Source organism: Nonlabens tegetincola, from assembly GCF_002954355.1.
GTDB classification, from domain to species: Bacteria; Bacteroidota; Bacteroidia; order Flavobacteriales; family Flavobacteriaceae; genus Nonlabens; species Nonlabens tegetincola.
In genome coordinates, this window is the sequence record NZ_MQVV01000017.1 from 430,820 (window position 1) to 450,604 (window position 19,785).

General features: G+C 36.6%; 15 protein-coding genes and 1 tRNA gene. 10 read left to right on the top strand and 6 right to left on the bottom strand.

The genetic code is table 11. The features are described from left to right. Positions 1–12: 12 nt before the first annotated feature. Together BST93_RS13625 and proS are read right to left on the bottom strand one after the other, a co-directional pair. A tRNA-Glu gene (locus tag BST93_RS13625) sits at positions 13–84 on the bottom strand. A gap of 128 nt (positions 85–212) precedes the next feature. Beyond that, positions 213–1,691: a proline--tRNA ligase gene (proS, locus tag BST93_RS13630; RefSeq protein ID WP_105019591.1), complete on the bottom strand. Its 1,479-nt coding sequence runs from the start codon at positions 1,689–1,691 to the stop codon at positions 213–215. A gap of 113 nt (positions 1,692–1,804) precedes the next feature. On the opposite strand from proS, the gene BST93_RS13635 reads away from it, so the two are divergent. Continuing rightward, positions 1,805–2,854: a hypothetical protein gene (locus tag BST93_RS13635; RefSeq protein ID WP_146105034.1), complete on the top strand. Its 1,050-nt coding sequence runs from the start codon at positions 1,805–1,807 to the stop codon at positions 2,852–2,854. A gap of 17 nt (positions 2,855–2,871) precedes the next feature. Further along, positions 2,872–4,242 (top strand): OmpP1/FadL family transporter, encoded by a 1,371-nt coding sequence (locus tag BST93_RS13640; RefSeq protein WP_219843758.1) that lies wholly within the window; start codon positions 2,872–2,874, stop codon positions 4,240–4,242. Between the two features lie 342 nt (positions 4,243–4,584). On the opposite strand, the gene BST93_RS13645 is transcribed toward BST93_RS13640, so the two are convergent. After that, the gene (locus BST93_RS13645; RefSeq protein ID WP_181072649.1) at positions 4,585–9,666 is read right to left on the bottom strand and encodes an FIDD domain-containing protein; all 5,082 of its coding nucleotides are present in this window, start codon (positions 9,664–9,666) and stop codon (positions 4,585–4,587) included. Positions 9,667–9,922: 256 nt separating this feature from the next. Here BST93_RS13645 and folE point away from each other — a divergent pair, with 256 nt between their 5' ends. From folE to BST93_RS13665, 4 genes are all read left to right on the top strand, one after another. Then, positions 9,923–10,594: a GTP cyclohydrolase I FolE gene (gene folE, locus BST93_RS13650; protein WP_042277377.1), complete on the top strand. Its 672-nt coding sequence runs from the start codon at positions 9,923–9,925 to the stop codon at positions 10,592–10,594. Between the two features lie 87 nt (positions 10,595–10,681). Further along, positions 10,682–12,166: a cysteine--tRNA ligase gene (gene cysS / locus BST93_RS13655; protein ID WP_105019594.1), complete on the top strand. Its 1,485-nt coding sequence runs from the start codon at positions 10,682–10,684 to the stop codon at positions 12,164–12,166. 173 nt (positions 12,167–12,339) lie between these two features. Continuing rightward, on the top strand, positions 12,340–12,561 hold the full coding sequence (yidD, locus tag BST93_RS13660; protein ID WP_042277375.1) for a membrane protein insertion efficiency factor YidD: 222 nt from the start codon (positions 12,340–12,342) through the stop codon (positions 12,559–12,561). A gap of 72 nt (positions 12,562–12,633) precedes the next feature. Beyond that, positions 12,634–14,103 carry a sodium:solute symporter gene (locus BST93_RS13665; protein ID WP_105019595.1) on the top strand — a complete coding sequence of 490 codons (1,470 nt, stop codon included), beginning with the start codon at positions 12,634–12,636 and terminating at the stop codon, positions 14,101–14,103. Here BST93_RS13665 and BST93_RS13670 read toward each other — a convergent pair. After that, positions 14,100–14,462 (bottom strand): CoA-binding protein, encoded by a 363-nt coding sequence (locus tag BST93_RS13670; protein ID WP_105019596.1) that lies wholly within the window; start codon positions 14,460–14,462, stop codon positions 14,100–14,102. The genes BST93_RS13665 and BST93_RS13670 overlap by 4 nt on opposite strands. Positions 14,463–14,712: 250 nt before the next feature. Continuing rightward, a complete protein-coding gene (locus BST93_RS13675; RefSeq protein WP_060523933.1) occupies positions 14,713–15,720 on the bottom strand; it encodes a 3-oxoacyl-ACP synthase III family protein in 1,008 nt (335 codons plus the stop codon). A 76-nt stretch (positions 15,721–15,796) separates the two neighbouring features. Here BST93_RS13675 and BST93_RS13680 point away from each other — a divergent pair, with 76 nt between their 5' ends. Continuing rightward, a complete protein-coding gene (locus BST93_RS13680; RefSeq protein WP_105019597.1) occupies positions 15,797–16,402 on the top strand; it encodes an alpha-ketoglutarate-dependent dioxygenase AlkB family protein in 606 nt (201 codons plus the stop codon). Here BST93_RS13680 and BST93_RS13685 read toward each other — a convergent pair. Then, on the bottom strand, positions 16,399–16,692 hold the full coding sequence (locus tag BST93_RS13685; protein ID WP_060523929.1) for a TIGR03643 family protein: 294 nt from the start codon (positions 16,690–16,692) through the stop codon (positions 16,399–16,401). The genes BST93_RS13680 and BST93_RS13685 overlap by 4 nt on opposite strands. Before the next feature lie 75 nt (positions 16,693–16,767). Here BST93_RS13685 and BST93_RS13690 point away from each other — a divergent pair, with 75 nt between their 5' ends. Genes BST93_RS13690 through BST93_RS13700 form a run of 3 tightly spaced genes read left to right on the top strand, consistent with a single transcriptional unit; the run spans position 16,768 to position 19,757 of the window. Further along, on the top strand, positions 16,768–17,424 hold the full coding sequence (locus BST93_RS13690; protein WP_105019598.1) for an SdpI family protein: 657 nt from the start codon (positions 16,768–16,770) through the stop codon (positions 17,422–17,424). After that, positions 17,424–18,380 carry an alpha/beta hydrolase gene (locus BST93_RS13695; RefSeq protein ID WP_105019599.1) on the top strand — a complete coding sequence of 319 codons (957 nt, stop codon included), beginning with the start codon at positions 17,424–17,426 and terminating at the stop codon, positions 18,378–18,380. The genes BST93_RS13690 and BST93_RS13695 overlap by 1 nt, the downstream gene beginning before the upstream one ends. A 60-nt stretch (positions 18,381–18,440) precedes the next feature. Beyond that, the gene (locus tag BST93_RS13700) at positions 18,441–19,757 is read left to right on the top strand and encodes a DUF819 family protein (protein WP_105019600.1); all 1,317 of its coding nucleotides are present in this window, start codon (positions 18,441–18,443) and stop codon (positions 19,755–19,757) included. Positions 19,758–19,785 lie beyond the last annotated feature (28 nt).

Sequence of the window (19,785 nt, forward strand, 5' to 3'; positions counted from 1 at the left end):
CTTGTTTTATTGTAGCCCGTAGGGGAATCGAACCCCTCTTTCCAGGATGAAAACCTGGCGTCCTAACCGATAGACGAACGGGCCATTGAGTTTTGCTCGTTTAGCGGATGCAAAAATAAGAGCTTTTTACGATTTGCCAAACTATTAAGTAAAAAAAATGAATAAATTTTTCAAATTATTTTTACTATTCTCAATTTCAATTAATTAGATCCCTAATAAGCCTTAGCAAACAACACCCTTCTTGTACTAGGTTTCCCAGAGAATACGCAAGTTCCTTGTTCTTCCTTAGCATCAAGAGGAATACACCTAATCGTGGCCTTAGTCAGTTCTTTAATTTTATCTTCTGTCTCTGCTGTGCCATCCCAATGAGCACTTATAAAGCCCGTTTTGTTTCCTAAAACGTTTTTAAACTCATCAAATGTTTCAACTTTAGTAATGTGATTATCTCTAAAATCTAATGCTTTATTAAACAATGACTCTTGAATCTCTTTGAGCAATTCTTTCACACGCATCGCTATTCCTTCTGAAGGAACCACTTCTTTAGTCAGGTTATCTCTTCTAGCGAGTTCTACCGTTCCATTTGCTATATCTCTTGCGCCAATCGCAATTCTTAATGGAACCCCTTGTAATTCGTGCTGTGCAAACTTTGCTCCTGGTCTTAAGGTATCTCGATTGTCATATTTAACAGTTACTCCTAGTGACCTAAGATCTTTCATCATCTCATCTGCAACCGTTGTAACTTCCTTCAACTGATCTTCTCCTTTATATATAGGCACTATGACAACTTGATTTGGTGCTAGATTTGGAGGCAGCACCAAACCTTTATCGTCACTGTGAGTCATAATCAAAGCACCCATTAATCTAGTAGAAACTCCCCAAGACGTTGCCCATACATAATCTTGCTTCCCTTCTTTAGAGGTAAACTTAACATCAAATGCCTTGGCAAAATTTTGACCTAAAAAGTGACTTGTACCTGCCTGCAAAGCTTTACCATCCTGCATTAGAGCTTCAATACAATAAGTCTCATCGGCGCCGGCAAATCGTTCACTTTCAGTTTTCAAACCTTTAACCACTGGAATCGCCATGAAATTTTGAACGAAATCAGAGTAAACGTTATTCATTAACTCTGCTTCTTGAATCGCTTCTTCTTTAGTTTCATGAGCTGTATGACCTTCTTGCCACAAAAACTCTGCAGTCCTCAAAAACAGCCTTGTTCTCATTTCCCATCTAACAACATTGGCCCATTGATTTATTAATAAAGGTAGATCCCTATAACTTTGAATCCATCCTTTATAAGTATTCCATATGATCGCCTCACTGGTAGGTCGCACAACCAACTCTTCTTCCAATTTAGCTTGTGGATCTACTCGTAATTTCCCTGGATTTTCAGGATCATTTTGTAGTCTATAATGAGTTACTACAGCACATTCCTTAGCAAAACCTTCAGCATTTTTTTCTTCCGCTTCAAACAGGCTTTTAGGAACAAACAAAGGAAAATAAGCGTTTTGATGACCTGTTTCTTTAAACATACGATCTAATTCTGCTTGCATTTTTTCCCAAATAGCAAACCCATAAGGTTTGATAACCATACATCCTCTTACAGCACTGTTTTCTGCGAGGTCAGCTTTTACTACTAGTTCATTATACCATTTGGAGTAATCCTCTGCTCTACATGTTAGGTTTTTAGACATTTATTAATTTTTTGGCACAAATATTGTGCTTAGATTAGAAGTTTGTTAATCCTTATTATTAGGATAGCAAAACTACTTATTTTTATCAAATGCTATCAAAAAAATCAAAAGTTATGAGTATCAATTACAATTTTAGAAAAAAATGGAAATCAGCGATTTTGTTATTCGCTTTAAGTTTTATGATCATTTCTTGTGGTACCTATAACAACGTTTCGTATAACGATGGCATCTATGGTGAATCAGAATCGGTAAAAGTTGAGAACACTCCTACATATCAAGATGACAGCGCAGGCTACTATGAAAGACTTTTTGAACAAGAAGGTGAACAATTTGGGAGTAACTTTGAAGTCGACAGTGTATTTACTGATGTGGAATCATATTCTGGAGGTAGTTATGATTCTTCAAACCCAGATGCTACAGCTACCTATGGTGGCGGTAATCCTGCATGGGGAGAAAATCCATCTCAAATTAATATAAATTATATAGATAATGGATGGGGTTTAGCACCTGGTTGGGGTTGGAACAATTGGGGATACAACCCAGGATTCGGTTGGGGTTCAGCAAGGTGGGGAATTTTTGGTGCTCCTGGCTATAGGTTTAACAACTGGGCCTGGGGTGGATTCGGGTATTGGTCACCTGTTTGGGGTTGGAATAACTATGCTTGGCTCAGCTGGAATAATTGGGGATTTTTCCCAGGCTGGGGTTACGGTAATGGTTGGTATACCAATAACTCTGGCTGGGGTTACAACCAAAATAATTTCGCTTATGTCAATAGAGGTAGATCTTCAAGAGGTTATAGCCTAAACTCAAATACAAGAGGTAGAGCCGCTTATGGAAGTCGAAATACCACAAATGGTAGATACTATTCTGGACGAAGCACCTCAAACAGAAGAAGTAGTTCGATATCTAGAAGTAGTAGAACCTCTCGAAATAGTAGTATTTCAAGAACATCAAGAAGCTCTACACGTAGTACCAGAATAGGAACAAGAAGTTCTAGTTCTCGTAACAGTGGAATGAGATCTGGTAGCTCAAGAACAAGCCGTTCTTCAGGTATGAGAAGCAGTGGTAGCTCTTCAAGATCCTCAGGAATGAGAGGTGGCGGATCTAGTGGTAGATCTTCAGGTGGTGGACGTTCATCAAGCTCTAGAGGTCGTAGAGGATAATTAGAAAGTTAAATTATATGAAAAAGGCAATAATTATAGGCGCGCTCGCACTGGGTGCGCTTTTTTCAAGCGCTCAATCTGTTCAAGAAGGACTTACTTACACTCCACAAGATATATTTGGAACAGCTAGATTTAGAGCTCTTAGCGGAGCAATGGGATCATTAGGAGGCGATTTATCTGCAATTGGAGTAAATCCTGCTGGTTCAACAGTATTTGCAAATAATTACGTTTCATTAAGTTTAAATGTATTTAATCAAGATGCCGACACAGATTACTTTGGAAGCACTTCAAATGATGGTAGTACTGATGTAACTATCAATCAAGTAGGTGGTGTCCTAGTTTTTGAAGGCAACAATGAATCTGGCGTTACTAAATTTTCTCTAGGTATCAATTACGATGCTTTAAGAAATTATGATACTAGGCTCTTTTTTAATGGTGTAAGTGACACTTCTATTTCTCAATATTTCTTGAATAACGCTAACGGTATTACTCTTGACAATTTACAGTTACAAAATGGAGAAACAGTAAGCGGTCTTTATAGGTTCCTTGGGGAAAATGTAGGTTTTGACGCACAACAAGCCTTCTTAGGATATGAAGCTTTTATAATAAACGCTGTTGATGACACCGACCCAAATAATATTGATTACGTATCAAACACTGGTAATGGTCCATACAACCAGACATATTTTGAAGACTCTAATGGGTATCAAAACAAAACATCTTTTAATGGAGCTTTAGAAATTGATAATAAATTTAGCTTAGGTCTTAATGTTAATATTCATTATTTATTTAATGAAAAGTTTACTCGCGCAACCGAAAACAGCAATGGTAATGTTTCTAGAACTAGATTTGACAATGTATTAAGAACAGACGGTAGTGGTGTAAGTTTTCAATTAGGTACGATAGCAAAGGTTACAAAGCAATTTCGACTAGGCCTGTCTTATGAGTCACCAACATGGTATACTATTGAAGATAACTTAGTTCAGGAGATCGAAGCATCAGGAGCCAACATTAATGCTATAGTTGCTCCTAGGGTAGAAAACTTATTTGCCCCTTACGATTTAAGGCTTCCAGGAAGTTGGACTGCAAGTGCTAGTTATGTTTTTGGCAAAAAAGGGCTTATAAGTCTGGACTACGGCATAAGAGATTACACGAATATGAAGTTTTCTCCAGAAAACGATTTCATTTTTTCTCAAAACAACCAATTTATTTCCAACAATCTAGACACAGCTACCACTTTGAGAATAGGCGGAGAATATCGCGTTAAAAATTGGTCACTGCGTGGTGGTTATAGAATGATTGATTCGCCTTACAAGGATAAGAGTATTATGGATGATCTTACAGGTTATAGTTTAGGTTTGGGATATTCATGGGAAATACAGTTCTAGATTTGTCTTATGATTACTCCGAACAAGATTTCACTCAAAACCTTGCTTCTGGAGGATTAGACACCTCTGGGAACGCACGAAACAGCCTAACTAATATCGTATTAACCTTAGGGTTTAATCTATAACAGGTTAACTCTTAACAAGAAAAAAGCTGCATTTCCAATAGATGCAGCTTTTTTTATACCTAGGATTAAATGATTTTTATAATTATTGTGCTTGGTAGTGTTTAGTTATTACGCTTTCGCGAAAGCGTAATCAAATAAATAACAAGCAGTTTTAAAACCTAGTAAGCAAAAGCCCGCATTTTAAATGCGGGCTTTAATAATGTATACCATGAAGAGATTATCTTTTTAAAGCAAAGTGTCCAGTAGCCTCTGCGGATTGTCCTTCAAATTGATATTCAATTTTAAACCAATAATCAGAACTTGGTAAAGGCTCTCCATTAAAAGTTCCGTCCCAACCAGGACCATCGGTTGCTATTTGTTTTAGGAATTTCCCATAACGATCAAAAATGTATACCTGTGTTCCTGGTAGTCTATCACCTCCAATAATATTCCAAGTGTCGTGATACCCGTCTGCATTAGGAGTAAAATAATCAGGATATCCGTATACAAACACCTCTACAACTACTTCACCACAACCAGTTCGTTCTGCAATTGCCATTGTGTGAGGTCCAGGACTTACGTCATTAAAGTATGGTGAATTTTGGTAAGGTCCACCGTCTAAACTAAACCAATATTGATCAGGACCTTCTGTAGTTACAAAAATATTATGTGAAAAATCAAAAGGGTCTGTGGTAACCTCAACATCATAGGAAAGAGGAATTCCCGAAAAACGTACATTAGTACTTTCAGTTTGTTGACAGCCAGTAAACAAGTCTGTCACTACCACTTCATAATCTCCATCTTCTGTTGCATTCAAAAAGGAATCAGATGCACCAGCTATGATTGTACCATTTCGAGTCCATTCAAAAGAATAATCTTGATTATTAAGACCTGTATCAAGTAATTCAGGTCCATTTATAAGAACTCCGTTTTCATCTCTACACAAAATATATTGCGGCAGTAATTGTGGATCTGGCAAATCATTAAACAATAGATCTAAAGTGGTAAATCCTTCACAGCCTAAACCTGGGATTTCAACCCTAACGAATACAGTTGTATCACCGCTAAAATCATAATTAGCATTTAATGGGTTAATACCATCCTGGGCGTCTTGAGAGGTTTCATGGAAGGTTACATCACTTGTTTGTCCTCCTGTTATCTCTGGGATAGCAGTAGTTAAATCTACCGTAGCTATTCCAGTTCCATCATCACATGATTCAAGTGGTGTCGCAACAAACGCATTAGGCGCTGCAAGTGCCTCTATTTCAAAAGTACCCACAGCAAAACAACCGGTTGAAGCATTTTCTAATCGATAATGAATGGTTTGTGGATTAAAAATATTATTGTAACTGTTACCATCTAATGGGTTTGTTTGTGAAACAGCATCGGCTTGTGACTCATAAAATGTCACTACTGCCGATTGACCGTTAGCTATTTCTGCAGTGCGATCGCTTAAAGAAAACATACCTACACCATCATTATCATCGTCACATACTTCAAGATCTGAAACCGCAACCGTTTGTGGAATTGGATTTACGGTGATGTTGAAACTTGATGTATTTGAACAGCCTGTTGTATTATTCACTACACTAGCGTAAATCGTTTCAGAAGTGGAAGTATTTGAATAATTGGTATTTAAAGGATTAATAGCTGAATCTGCATCGGTTTGAGATGCATGATAAGTTATAGTATAATCAGCAGGATTTAAACCATTCAATATCACGGCATCGTTTTGAGATAAGTCAAAAACTTCTATACCATCTCCTGAAATATCATCACACAATTCTAAATCATTACCATTAATAATAGAAGGAGCTGGATTAACAATTATATCAAAATTAACTGTCGAAAAACAGGTCGCATTTACTACACTTTCCATTCTTACATAAATGGTCTCTGTAGCTGCAGTATTATCATAACTTGTTGAATTTAAAGGATTGGTATTTGAATCAGCATTAGCTTGAGAAGAAAAGTAAGTTATCACATAATCTGCTGCGTTCAATCCGTTTAAAATTGCCGCATCTTGTGAACTTAAGTTAAAATTCTCAATGCCGTCGTTAGAAGGATCATCACAAACCACTAGATCTGCAGGACTTGTTGCCACCGGTAACTCATTAACAACAAGATTAAAACTACCTGTTGTAAAACACGAACCATTAGGCACACCTTCTACCCTTACAAAAATTTGCTCTCCTCCTATTATACTGTTTGTATAAGAACTTGGAGAAGCTATAGCATTAGTCGCAGCATCAGCATCTGATTGAGAAAGATAGTAAGTTATCAAAACATCTACTGGATTTTGTCCATTTAGAATATCAACTTCTTGCGAGGTCAAATCAAATATTTCAATACCGTCGTTACTTGTATCATCACAAACAATCATATCCTGTGCTGTATTAAAAACACCTAAATAATCCACTTGTAATGCGAATTGAACTACATCAAAACAAGCGGTATTGCTAGAATTTTCTAACCTAGCATAGATTGTTTGCGGATTTGAAGTATTTGAATAAGCTGTTGAGTTAGTAATTGGATTTGTATTTGAAGTAGCATCGGCCATTGATTCAAAGTAACTAACATTTCCAGTTGTTACCGTTTGAATACTGGCGTCTTGTGAGGTAAGGTCAAAAATTTCTATCCCATCATTACTGGTGTCATCACAAACCACCATATCATTTGGCGTGGTTGCTACTGGTAATTCATTAACCACAATATTGAAACTTCCAGTAGTATAACAAGTAGCATTAGACACGCCTTCTACTCGTACAAAAATTTGTTCACCACCTACAACTCCATTAGTGTAAGAAGAAGGAGTTGCAATAGCATTGATATTCGCATCCGCATCGCCTTGAGAAAGGTGATATGTTATAGTAACATCTGCTGGATTTTGACCATTTAAGATGTCAACTTCTTGAGTAGTTAAATCAAAGATTTCTATTCCATCATTAGTGACATCATCACACAAAACCATATCAGAGGCTGTATTATACACTCCTAAATAATCAACTTGTATTGCAAATTGTGCTACATCAGAACATGATGGATCAATAGGATTTTCCAACCTAGCGTAAATAATTTGAGGATTAGAAATATTAGTGTATCCAGTAGGATTAGTAATAGCATTTGTATTTGCAGAAGCATCTGCCAGAGTTTCAAAATAGGTAACGTTGCCACCAGTTACCGATTGAACATCTGCATCTTGAGTAGTAAGATCAAAAACCTCAATACCGTCATTGCTAGCATCATCACATACCACTATATCGTTAACCGGACCTGTAATGGTTTGATTAACTGTTATATCAAAAGGTAATACTGCGTTACAAGAAGGATCAGCAGTGCTCACAATTCTTATCCAAATAGTTACAGTACCAGAAGCTTGGTTATAAGGAAGCGGTATAGGATTTGCTCCAGTTGTAGCATCTGCTTGCGAGGTGTGAAATGTCATCGTAAAATTAGTTCCTACCGTTCCACCGCCGCCACCAGACAAGCTACTATTTACATAACCCTGTAAATCAAAATTAACAAGAGCCGTACAGCTGTTAATATCTGGAATGGTTACTGTTCCAAAGTCTATAATCGACACTTGAAAACCAGCTGGATCTACCTCAATACAACTATTTGCTAGGTTTGTAATAGAAACATAGACAGTCTCTGGAGAAGTAGTTGTTACGTATGCACTAGGATTTGCAATAGGATTAGTTGCGTTCTCTGCGTCGTTTAAGGTATTATGGTAAGCGACTGAAAAATCGGCCGGATTTAAACCATTTAATACAATAGGTGTATTAACCGTAAGGTCAACAGCTGTAGTACCTAAAGTTCCACATTCAACAATGTCATTTGGTGCAGCATCGAGAATTTCCTGTTCTACAGTTATACAAACCTGTTCTGTATAAATACAACCAAAGCTGTCCGTAAATTCATAAGTATAACAGTTCAGACCTTCAGTAGTAGGTGTTACTGTTATCACATCACCATTTGTGGCTGTAATAGAAGGATCTGGCAACCATCTCGTTGCGCTACTACCAGGTGTAAAATTGAATTCACCCGGTATTATTGCTGGATCAAAAGTAATACCCCATTGAAAAATATAACCGTTGTCCGAACCTAAATTATCTACTATATCTATACACCATTGACCGTTTAATGGACTTCCTATTAAATTAGTATAAGGATCAAATGGAAGATAATCACCAGCAGGAATAGTCGCATTTGCAGCTGCGGCCTGAGCCCATGTTTGTGTCGCTGCTCGTTGTTCTGTAAAATAGTATAAAAATCCTCTTCCAGGGCTCAAGTCTGAGTCATTATCTATTGGGATTCCTAAAAATGTTCCGCCACCATTAGAATATTGATGAAGAACTGCTGTTTGCCCATTTGGAGAAATTATAGTTACCTCTAGATCTCCTAAATAGGAATGCTCCATTTCTAAGAAGATATCTACGATATCAGATGCATTAGTTACCACTGCGCCTGGAGTAAAAATATCAACATTTATACAGGTTTGATAGGAAACACCACTACCATCAGGAAGGAAAGTTTGTCCTGCGACAGGTGGAGTTGGGTTTATCGCAAATTCAACCGGCGTGACCACTCCAGTAATGTCGGTACTATCTCCAAAACAAATGGTGGTGTCATCAGGTTGAGTACCCGTAAAATCAGGATCTGTTGAAACAAAGATTATTAAGTCTATTTCCTCTCTATCAGTACAGCCAATATTATCAGTTACAGTAAATTGAACGTTGTATATTCCAGGACTCGCATACGTTTCACTCACCATTTGCCCAGTTACTGTTCCATTACCATTTCCTAGATCCCACTCGTATGTTGCTCCTGTTCCATCTAAACTAAAAGTTGCACTTCCATCAAAATTAACAGTAGTACCTTGACATATTCTTAAAATTCCGTCTGCATCGGTTGCTGGAGTTGTTGTAATAGAAGGAGTTATTGTTTGACAAGGATCAAAACAACCTCGCGTCGCTCTCCAACCTGCATTATTCGTATTTGTACCATCGGAGACAAAGGTGATAAACAAACAACCGGTCGAATTAGTAGGAGATGCTTCTATCACTCCTGGCGCAGTAGTTGTATTTGATGCAGTGTAAAGAACAGGTGCTGTATTATCATCACCGTCATAAATAGTTAAAACATCATTAGGACCTATATCAATAAGTCCTATATTGAATTGCATTCTATCTGTCGGAATAATAGGACATAAAATAAGTTCACCATTTTCATTATTTCCATAATTTCCTGCAGGACCGCCACTATCATTTAAAAAAGCATTGTTACAACCTACATATCTCTCAGTTGCATTGGTGGGCATATTAATAGTTTGAACCTGGCTGTATGCTGTGATTGCCACTGTAAAAAAGAGCAAACTCAACAAGAGTTTTTTAATAGAAATCATTGCTTTGAACTTAGATTAAATCTTGAGTAAGTAACAAATATCTTAATTTTCATTAACATAGCGTTAACTGTAAGCTAATTATTAACACGCCTACCACTCTAATTAGTTAAATTAAAGACCTTAGTTGTATCTTTGCAACCGCATTTTAACGCTTTTAAAGCGATAGTATTTTATGAAAGTAGAAGATCTTTTGGATGATATAAACGACCACGATCACTCATGGTCCAGTGAAGAAACACCGCTACGTGAAGACGCTTTTAGTCTTACCGATGAGGAAAAGATAGAGAGTATTAAAAAAGATGTTCATAACATCTTACAAACATTGGGAATGGACATGACCGATGACAGCCTGCAGGGAACACCTAAAAGGGTTGCAAAAATGTTTGTTAATGAGATCTTTGGAGGATTAAGACCCGATAAAAAACCAAAGGCAAGCACCTTTGACAATAAATACAAATACAATGAAATGTTAGTCGAGAAAAACATAACATTGTATTCTACCTGTGAACACCACTTACTACCTATAGTAGGACGTGCTCATGTTGCCTACATTTCAAATGGAACTGTGGTTGGACTTTCAAAAATGAATCGTATTGTAGATTATTATGCTAAGAGACCGCAGGTGCAAGAGCGATTAAATATCCAAATAGTGAGGGAACTTCAAAGAGTTCTTGGAACAGAGAATGTTGCCTGTGTGATTGATGCAAAACACCTTTGCGTAAATAGTCGAGGTATTCGCGACATTGAAAGTAGTACCGTTACGGGTGAGTTTGGAGGCGAATTTAAAAAGCCAGAAGTAAAAAAGGAATTTCTGGATTACATAAGTCTAGAAACCAAATTCTAGAATCACCTTCTTTACGTGATAGTTTGTTATTGATTACGCTTTCGCGAAAGCGTAACATCTAATATCTTTACCTTATAAATCAACATTATGGAATTATACCAAAGCAATGAAGTAAAGCTTTACAATTCACTTAATGGCCAGAAGGAAGTTTTTACTCCTATAACGCCGGGAAGAATAGGTATGTATGTATGTGGACCTACTGTTTACAGCAACGTACACTTAGGGAATTGTCGTACTTTCATAAGCTTTGATATGATATTTAGGTATCTAAAGCATCTAGGATATAAAGTTCGATACGTACGTAATATTACCGATGCTGGCCACCTAACAGATGATGCTGATCAAGGAGAAGACAAAATATCCAAAAAAGCTAGACTAGAAAAGCTAGAACCTATGGAAGTGGTACAGCAGTATACCCTAGACTTTCATAATGTAATGAGGCAATTTAATGCCTTACCACCTAGCATTGAACCTACTGCAACTGGACACATTGTTGAGCAAATTGAAATTATCAAAAACATCATTGACAAAGGTCATGCGTATGAGCGTAACGGATCTGTCTATTTTGATGTCGTTAAATTCAATACTGATCATCGTTACGGAAAATTAAGCGGCAGAAATCTAGAGGATATGATCGCAAACACACGTGACCTTAATGCTCAGGATGAAAAAGAAAATGCTCAAGATTTTGCCTTGTGGAAAAAAGCAAATCCAGATCATATCATGAGATGGCCTAGCCCATGGGGTGATGGTTTTCCCGGTTGGCATCTAGAATGTACTGTAATGAGCAGTAAATATTTAGGAGACACCTTTGATATTCACGGTGGTGGAATGGATCTTAAATTCCCACATCATGAATGTGAAATTGCTCAAGGTGAAGCAGCACACGGTTGTAGTCCTGTAAACTATTGGTTACATGCTAATATGCTGACTCTTAATGGCAAAAAAATGTCAAAATCAACTGGAAACAGTATTTTACCTAAAGAACTATTTACCGGTGATAACGACTTCATGGAAAAAGGTTTTTCACCTAGTGTAGTGCGTTTCTTCATGATGCAAGCTCATTACCGATCTGTTTTAGATTTTAGTAATGATGCTATCCTAGCGGCTGAAAAAGGTTATAATCGTATTAATGAAGCTATTACTTTATTAGACAAATTACCCGTTTCTCAAACTAGTAGCTTTTCCATTAATGAATGGAAAGAGAAATGTTATGCAGCAATGAACGATGACTTTAACACTCCTATCCTAGTAGCAGAATTATTTGAAGGAGCGAGTTTAATTCAAAAAATTAACAGCGGTTCAGAATCTATAAATCAAGAGGACTTAACCGTATTGCAGCAAACTTTCAGGGATTTTTTCTATGATGTTTTAGGTCTAAAAAGTTCTCAAGAATCCTTAATTGGTGATGAAACAGAACACTTAGATAAAGCTATGCAATTGTTAATTGATTTAAGAGCACAAGCTAGAGCAAATCGTGATTTTGCAACAAGTGACAAAATCAGGGATCAATTACTAGAGGCTGGAATTCAACTTAAAGATGGTCCAGACGGAACTACTTATACCTTATAAGCGCTTAGACTTAAAGCTATCTTGATATCATCGTTTTTTAAATGATTATCATTATAGTTGATTAAAGGGATTACTATTTATGCATAGTTATAAATAGTTCTAAACTAGAAATTAAAATGCCACATTTTTAATTCATGTTGAACTTGTTTAATTTTATATACGAATAAATTAGATTGAAAAAGTGGCTTACATATCCTTTTCTAGGAATAATTTGGGTTTATCAAAATGCGATATCTCCCTTTACTCCTGCTAGTTGTAGATACACTCCTACATGTTCTAGCTATTCCAAAGAAGCTCTTATTAAGCATGGTTTTTTTAAAGGTGGCTGGCTAGCCATTAAACGTATTTCTAGCTGTCATCCATGGGGTGGCAGTGGTCATGACCCAGTACCTTAATTTTCCAATTATAGATTTTTACTATCTTATATCTAACAATGTCTTTTGTAAATTCGCCATTAAAATAAGTTAGTGAGTCCTAATCAGATATTATTTACAATCATCGGTTATTTTGCCGTACTAATCGGCATTTCCTTTTTAGTAGGTCGTAAAAATGATAGTGCAACCTTTTTTAGAGGTAACCGTTCTTCACCATGGTACATAGTTGCCTTTGGGATGATAGGTGCTTCATTGAGCGGTGTAACCTTTATAAGTATTCCTGGTAATGTTGAGGCAGATTCTATGGGGTATTTTCAAGTAGTACTTGGGTATACCTTAGGGTATCTTGTAATAGGAACAGTCTTGCTTCCCATGTATTACAGACTCAATCTAACTAGTATTTATACCTATCTGCATGATAGATACGGAAAATCAGCTCAATATACCGGATCCAGCTTTTTCCTATTGAGTAGAGTTGTAGGAGCGAGTTTTAGGCTTTATTTGGTGGCAGGCGTACTTCAAACTTTTGTTTTTGATCCTATGCAAGTAGGGATTGAATTTTGGCAAACGGTAACTCTTACTGTTATTCTTATCTGGTTGTATACGTTTAAAAGCGGTATAAAAACCATTGTATGGACAGACACCTTGCAAACTTTGTTTATGCTAATAGCAGTAGGTGTAGCCTTGTATTTTCTTTATGAGAGACTAGAATTCTCTTCTATTAATAACTTAATTGATTATATAAACAGCAGTAACTACTCTCAAGTATTCTTTTTTGATGATTGGAAAAGTGATCAATATTTCTGGAAACAATTTTTATCTGGTGCATTTATAGCAATTGTAATGACAGGATTAGATCAAGATATGATGCAAAAAAACTTGACTTGTCGCAGTCTCAAAGACGCTCAAAAGAATATGTTTTGGTTCACGATTGTACTTACCATAGTTAATTTATTATTCCTAGTACTAGGAGTTCTTTTAACTGCCTTTGCCAAAGCGGAAAACATTCAAGCTTCTAAGGACAGCTTGTTCCCTGCAATTGCGCTACAAAGTGAGATGGGAATAGGACTAGGACTTGTATTTATGCTAGGACTTGTTGCCGCTGCTTATAGTAGTGCCGACAGTGCTCTAACTTCACTTACCACCTCATTTTCTGTAGATATTTTAAACGTAGAAAAAAACTACTCTGAATCTAGGCAAAAGAAAGTACGTATGTTAACACATATCGCGTTTTCAATTCTATTAATTCTTGTGATAGTAAGTTTTGAATACCTGATCCAAGATGCCAGTGTAATTACTAAACTTTTTGTTTTTGCTGGTTACACCTATGGACCACTTTTAGGTTTGTTTAGCTTTGGAATACTCACTTCGCTTAAACCTCATCGATACAGCGTTCCTATTATAGCGATAATATCTCCATTTATTGCCTACACCGTGAGTGTACTAGCCGAAAAAGCGGGATTTGAATTTGGGTTTTTTATTCTTTTATTAAATGGTGCAATCACCTTTTCGTTGTTATTGATTGCGTCAATATTACTACCTTCTGAATCAGCACATAATTAATATTGATTTGTACCTAGCATTACTAAAGTACACGCCACTTCTACCTCTATACCATTTGACCTTAGAATTTCATAAAATTCAGGGTTTTCTGTGCCAGGATTAAAAATGACACGTTTAGGCATTAGACTTAATATGTAATCGTAATAGGGCTGCTGTCTCTTTGGATTTAAATATAAAGTCACCGTGTGAATATCCTCATATTGGGGTTGATCAGTATCAATAGCTACTCCTGCAACCTCACCAGTTTTCAAACCTATGGCTACGGTAGGAACCTGATAAGACTCCAGTCTATTAATAGCCATGTTTGAGTAACGGTCTGTTTTAAGCGATGCTCCTAATACAAGTGTTTTTTTAGACATATTTAAGATTTAAGCTGTAACATTTCAACAAAGTTAGCGTCTTTTAATTGAAGGACGTGATAAACCCTTTACGATTTATTTGATAATTGAATTGTTTGAAAAAGAAAAATTCAAAGGTTAACGTTTCGTATAATTCATAATTAATGGTTGGTGTTATTGTACGATAACTAGAAATCCCGAGCTTGCAGGCTCGGGATTTTGTTTATATAAAGAATTCAAATAGAATAACTAATCAGCTTTTCTAAGATAACTACCATTTAATCACTGCACTACCCCAAGTAAATCCACTTCCAAAGGCGGCAAGAACGACCGTATCTCCTTCTTTTACTTTACCTTCTTCCCACGCTTCACACAACGCTATTGGGATAGAGGCTGCAGTCGTATTTCCATAGCGCTGTATGTTGTTGTATACTTTGTCATCAGATAATTGAAATTTCTTTTGAATAAACTGCGAGATACGCAAGTTAGCCTGATGTGGCACAAGCATGTCAATATCATTAACATCCAATCCATTAGTTTTCAATCCTTCCATTATCACTTCACTAAAACGGACTACTGCATTTTTAAATACAAACTGGCCATTCATATATGGGTAGTAAGGAATATCTTCCTGTGGATTCTCCTCAATTATTTGAGGAACCCAATGGTTAGTAGAAGGACCTTTAAGAGAAAGTTCTAGCGCGTGTTTCCCTTCACTATGTAAATGTGTTGAAAGTACTCCATGACCTTCTTGTTCTGATCGGGTAAGAACGGCGGCTCCTGCTCCATCACCAAAAATTACGGTTACACCGCGACCACGAGTAGAAAAATCTAATCCACCGCTGTGATTTTCTGATCCTATTAAAAGTACATTTTTATACATACCTGTTTTAATAAATTGATCAGCTACAGAGATTCCATAAATAAAACCACTACATTGATTACGTATATCAAGGGCTGGACAAGTGTGAATTCCCATCATATCTTGTACTTGGACACCACATCCTGGAAAATAATAATCGGGAGATAGGGTTGCAAAAATGATTAAATCAATCTCATCCTTAGATATTCCAGCTCGATCAAGAGCAATTTCGGCAGCTTTCACTCCCATTACTGCAGTTGAATTACCATCGCCTTTTTTAATATGACGTCGTTCCTTAATACCTGTACGCTCTTGAATCCACGCATCATTTGTATCCATTAATTTAGAAAGATCATCATTAGTCACCACATTTTCAGGGACATACTTTCCCATTCCGGCTATTCTAGAAGTGTACATATTTATTGTTTAAAAGCCTTGCAAGATAATAACCCACTACCCTATCTTGCTATGGTTTCCTTTAGTTTTTATATGCATGCATAATAAGTTGTTTTCTAGTAATCTTCCCGAACTACCTGATGGTGAACTACATTATGTAGGTGATTATTACGCTTTCGCGAAAGCGGACACATTACAGCGTACAATTATTGAGGAAACGAAATGGCGCCAGAACAAAATAAAGTTGTTTGGAAAAGAGCACCTAGAACCTAGGCTTACTCAATTATATGGTGATCCAAAATTGAATTATGGATATTCGGGTATTGAATTTGAACCCTTACCCTGGACCAAAACGTTAGCCATGATTAAAAAAGATGTTGAACAACTTGCTCAAACCGACTTCAATATTTGTTTGCTTAATTTATATAGAGATGGGAATGATTCTAACGGATGGCATGCAGACGATGAAAAAGCTCTAGGTGAAAATCCAACAATTGCATCAGTAAGTTTTGGTGAGGAACGATTTTTTCACCTGAAACATAACACGCTTAAGCAACACCGATATAAGTTTAAACTGGAGCACGGCAGTGTGCTAATAATGAGCGGTGGCACGCAACATTTTTATAAACATCAAATCGCCAAAACTAAAAAGACTATAAAACAGCGATTGAACTTAACCTTTAGAAAGGTAATTAGCGATTAACGCTTTGCTATTTTATTACCTGTAGATCGCTGTCTAGAACACTTGAATCTATCAATGCCTTCCATGCGTTGTGCTCTATGTTTTGTAGAACGACCTTGAACACGCTCGCGCCACATTTTAAAACTACTAGGTTTCATTTGATTGCGCATGATTTTGATAACCTCGCCTTCAGAAACGCCGAATTGAGCCTCGATAGCATCAAATGGAGTGCGGTCTTCCCAGCCCATTTCTACTATACGATCTATAGCTCTTTCGTCTAAGTTTTTGATTATGTCTTTTGCTCTTGCCATAGTGATATAGTCGCTTCAATATTTATTCATTACATTGATAGTAGAAGATAATACTCATTTTTTTTACCTTTAAATATGCAAAATAAAAATTTTATAGAGTACTTAATTATTGCTCTTAATCTAATCCCGTTTCTTTATTTAGGCTTTATTTACAGCGAACTACCAGAAGAAGTAGCCATGCATTTTAATTCTAGCGGACAAGTGGATAGAATGGGAAGCAAACAGGAATTGTGGATACTTCCCATCCTTTTATGCGGCGTCATGTATTTTTTGTTTAAGTACCTACCCCAACTAGATCCTAAAAACAATAATTCTAGGATATGGCCTGGACTTAGATTAGGCCTTACAGTTTTTATGAGTGGCATTTGCATTATCATCATTTACGCTTGTTCACAAACAGATTCATCAACCTTCAGTAAGGAACTACCTAGATTAATCTTTACTGGTGTGGGATTATTATTTGTTTTATTGGGATTATATATGAGACATATTAAACCTAATTATTTCATTGGAATACGCACGCCATGGACGCTAGAGAGTAATGATGTATGGAAAAAAACACATCTTTATGGTGGATACTGGTTTTTAATAGCAGGGATCGTAATTGTAATTTCTAGTATACTATTCTCCATGCAAACAACGTTTATTATTGTCATGTCAACTACCATTGGCATAGCAATTGCAAGTTTTGCATACAGTTATTATTTATATCAAAAACCAGGTAAGAGCTAATGAAGTATTTTCTAGTATTCACTTTATTTATTGTAACTATTTCTTTAAACGCACAAGACGTTTTCAGTAAAGGCCAATTGCAAAAGGAACAAATCGATCCTACTATCTATAATATTAATGATAATATTCAAGGTTCTCTGCTGGTTCCCGATACATTGCAACCAGTACCGCTAGTGATTTTTATTGCAGGACAAGGCGCTGTTGATAGAGATGGAAATGAGCCTAGAACAAGAAGCAATCACTACAAACAATTAGCAGACAGTTTGTTATCTAAGGGTATTGCTAGTTATCGATATGATAAGCGTACTCTTACACTAATGAAAAATAGAAAACCTACGGATGAGGTTACTTTAAACACATTCATTACCGATGCGAGAGTTACCGTAAAAACGTTTAAAAAGGATGATAGATTCTCTAAGATTTATTTATTAGGACATGGCCAAGGGTCACTGATAGCTATGAGAGTTTATGACGAATCCATTTCTGGGGTAATTTCTATTGCAGGTCACGGCCAGTCTATCGATGATTTAATAGTAGATCAAATATCTAAAGAAATCCCAGGTCTAGATAAGGTAGCAAGAGCAACCTTTGACAAAATAAAAAAGCAGGAAAAACCTGTTAAAAACATTGAACGAGATCTTTGGAATGTAGCAAATCCTGGAATCCAACCTTTTATGAAAAGTTGGATGAAATATGACCCAACAAAACTGATAAAAAAAATAGAATGTCCGATTCTTTTATTAAACGGTGATAAGAACAGACAGGTTTCTACCATGCAAACTGAACTGTTACATAAAGCATCACCTAGTTCTAAAAAGGTGATTATTACAGGCATGAATTATGTATTTAAAAAAGTTGGTGATGATGAAATTGTTGCAGCAAAAAGCTATGTGGAGCCCAACTTTCCTATTCACCCTGAACTAATTAATCAAGTACATACGTTTGTAACAGAATAGTTACAAATTATTCTCGTTTCATTGTATTTTGCAGGCAACCTTTAAAACAAGCCTGTATCAATGGATATTCCTAAAATTGAAAACCCAGCACCATTAATCACCAATGACGCAATAGTCTTTGGACTTTTAATGATTTGTCTTGCTATTGTGTTTTATGCCTCGTCAAGAGAAGACGGATTTTGGAAAAAATTCTTTACTTATGTTCCTGCCTTACTCATGTGCTATTTATTACCTAGTTTTTTGAGCACAACTGGAATTATATCTGGTGAATCGTGGCAAATTATTGAAAATGGAAAGCTAGTTGAAAAGGAGTCTAACCTTTACTACATGGCCAGTCGTTACTTACTTCCAGCAGCACTTGTTCTTATGACCCTTTCCATTGATCTTAAAGCCGTTTTTAATTTAGGTTCAAAAGCACTACTTATGTTTTTGACTGGTACCGCTGGAATTATTATTGGAGGACCACTAGCAGTACTATTAATAGGTTCTTTTGTACCAGAGGCTATAGGTGGTGAAGGCACAGACGCTGTATGGCGAGGACTAGCTACACTAGCTGGAAGCTGGATAGGTGGTGGAGCAAATCAAACTGCCATGTTAGAAGTATATGAATATAGCCAAGATAAATATGGCGGTATGGTAATCGTAGACATTGTTGTAGCAAATTTATGGATGGCAATTTTGCTTTTCGGTATCGGTAAAAGTCAACTGTTCGATAAATGGACCAAAGCTGATAATACAGCCATAGAAGAACTCAAACAAAAAGTTAGCGATTATACTACTGCTGTAAAGCGAGAAGCTACAGTTACAGATATTTTTGTAATGTCTGGAATCGGTTTTGGCGCTGTGGCAGTATCACACTTACTTTCAGAGTTTCTGTCTTCAACTTTTCAAGCAAATGAATCGATAGCTGGTAACATTTATTTGTCCTTTTTGACTAGTGGTTTTTTCTGGATTATTGCTATAGCTACTTTGATTGGAATCTTACTTTCTTTTACTCCAGCTAAACGTTATGAAGGCACAGGAGCAAGTAGAATAGGCGGTATATTCATTTACATACTAGTAGCCACGATAGGTATGAAAATGGACTTAACTAAAATAATGGATAATCCATTCTTAATTCTAATCGGCCTGGTGTGGATGTTTTTCCATGCGATGTTATTAATAATCGTGGCCAAACTTATTAAAGCTCCTTACTTTTTCCTAGCTGTGGGAAGTCAAGCAAATGTAGGTGGTGCAGCCAGCGCTCCAGTTGTAGCTGCCGAGTTTCACCCATCCTTAACCAGCGTGGGCGTTCTACTTGCTGTATTTGGATATGTAGTAGGAACTCTAGGAGCTATTGCCTGCACAATTCTTATGCAACTGGCAGCAACAGCCTAGTATTTTACAAGGATATAATGCATATTTG

Bases quoted from the DNA above. Each gene is read 5' to 3' on its own strand.
- BST93_RS13635 (WP_146105034.1), top strand. From the start codon at position 1,805: ATGAGTATCAATTACAATTTTAGAAAAAAATGGAAATCAGCGATTTTG.
- cysS (WP_105019594.1), top strand. From the start codon at position 10,682: ATGGAATTATACCAAAGCAATGAAGTAAAGCTTTACAATTCACTTAAT.
- BST93_RS13680 (WP_105019597.1), top strand. From the start codon at position 15,797: ATGCATAATAAGTTGTTTTCTAGTAATCTTCCCGAACTACCTGATGGT.
- BST93_RS13645 (WP_181072649.1), bottom strand. From the start codon at position 9,666: ATGCCCACCAATGCAACTGAGAGATATGTAGGTTGTAACAATGCTTTT.
- proS (WP_105019591.1), bottom strand. From the start codon at position 1,691: ATGTCTAAAAACCTAACATGTAGAGCAGAGGATTACTCCAAATGGTAT.
- BST93_RS13695 (WP_105019599.1), top strand. From the start codon at position 17,424: ATGAAGTATTTTCTAGTATTCACTTTATTTATTGTAACTATTTCTTTA.
- BST93_RS13675 (WP_060523933.1), bottom strand. From the start codon at position 15,720: ATGTACACTTCTAGAATAGCCGGAATGGGAAAGTATGTCCCTGAAAAT.
- BST93_RS13700 (WP_105019600.1), top strand. From the start codon at position 18,441: ATGGATATTCCTAAAATTGAAAACCCAGCACCATTAATCACCAATGAC.
- BST93_RS13685 (WP_060523929.1), bottom strand. From the start codon at position 16,692: ATGGCAAGAGCAAAAGACATAATCAAAAACTTAGACGAAAGAGCTATA.
- BST93_RS13670 (WP_105019596.1), bottom strand. From the start codon at position 14,462: ATGTCTAAAAAAACACTTGTATTAGGAGCATCGCTTAAAACAGACCGT.
- BST93_RS13640 (WP_219843758.1), top strand. From the start codon at position 2,872: ATGAAAAAGGCAATAATTATAGGCGCGCTCGCACTGGGTGCGCTTTTT.
- BST93_RS13690 (WP_105019598.1), top strand. From the start codon at position 16,768: ATGCAAAATAAAAATTTTATAGAGTACTTAATTATTGCTCTTAATCTA.
- folE (WP_042277377.1), top strand. From the start codon at position 9,923: ATGAAAGTAGAAGATCTTTTGGATGATATAAACGACCACGATCACTCA.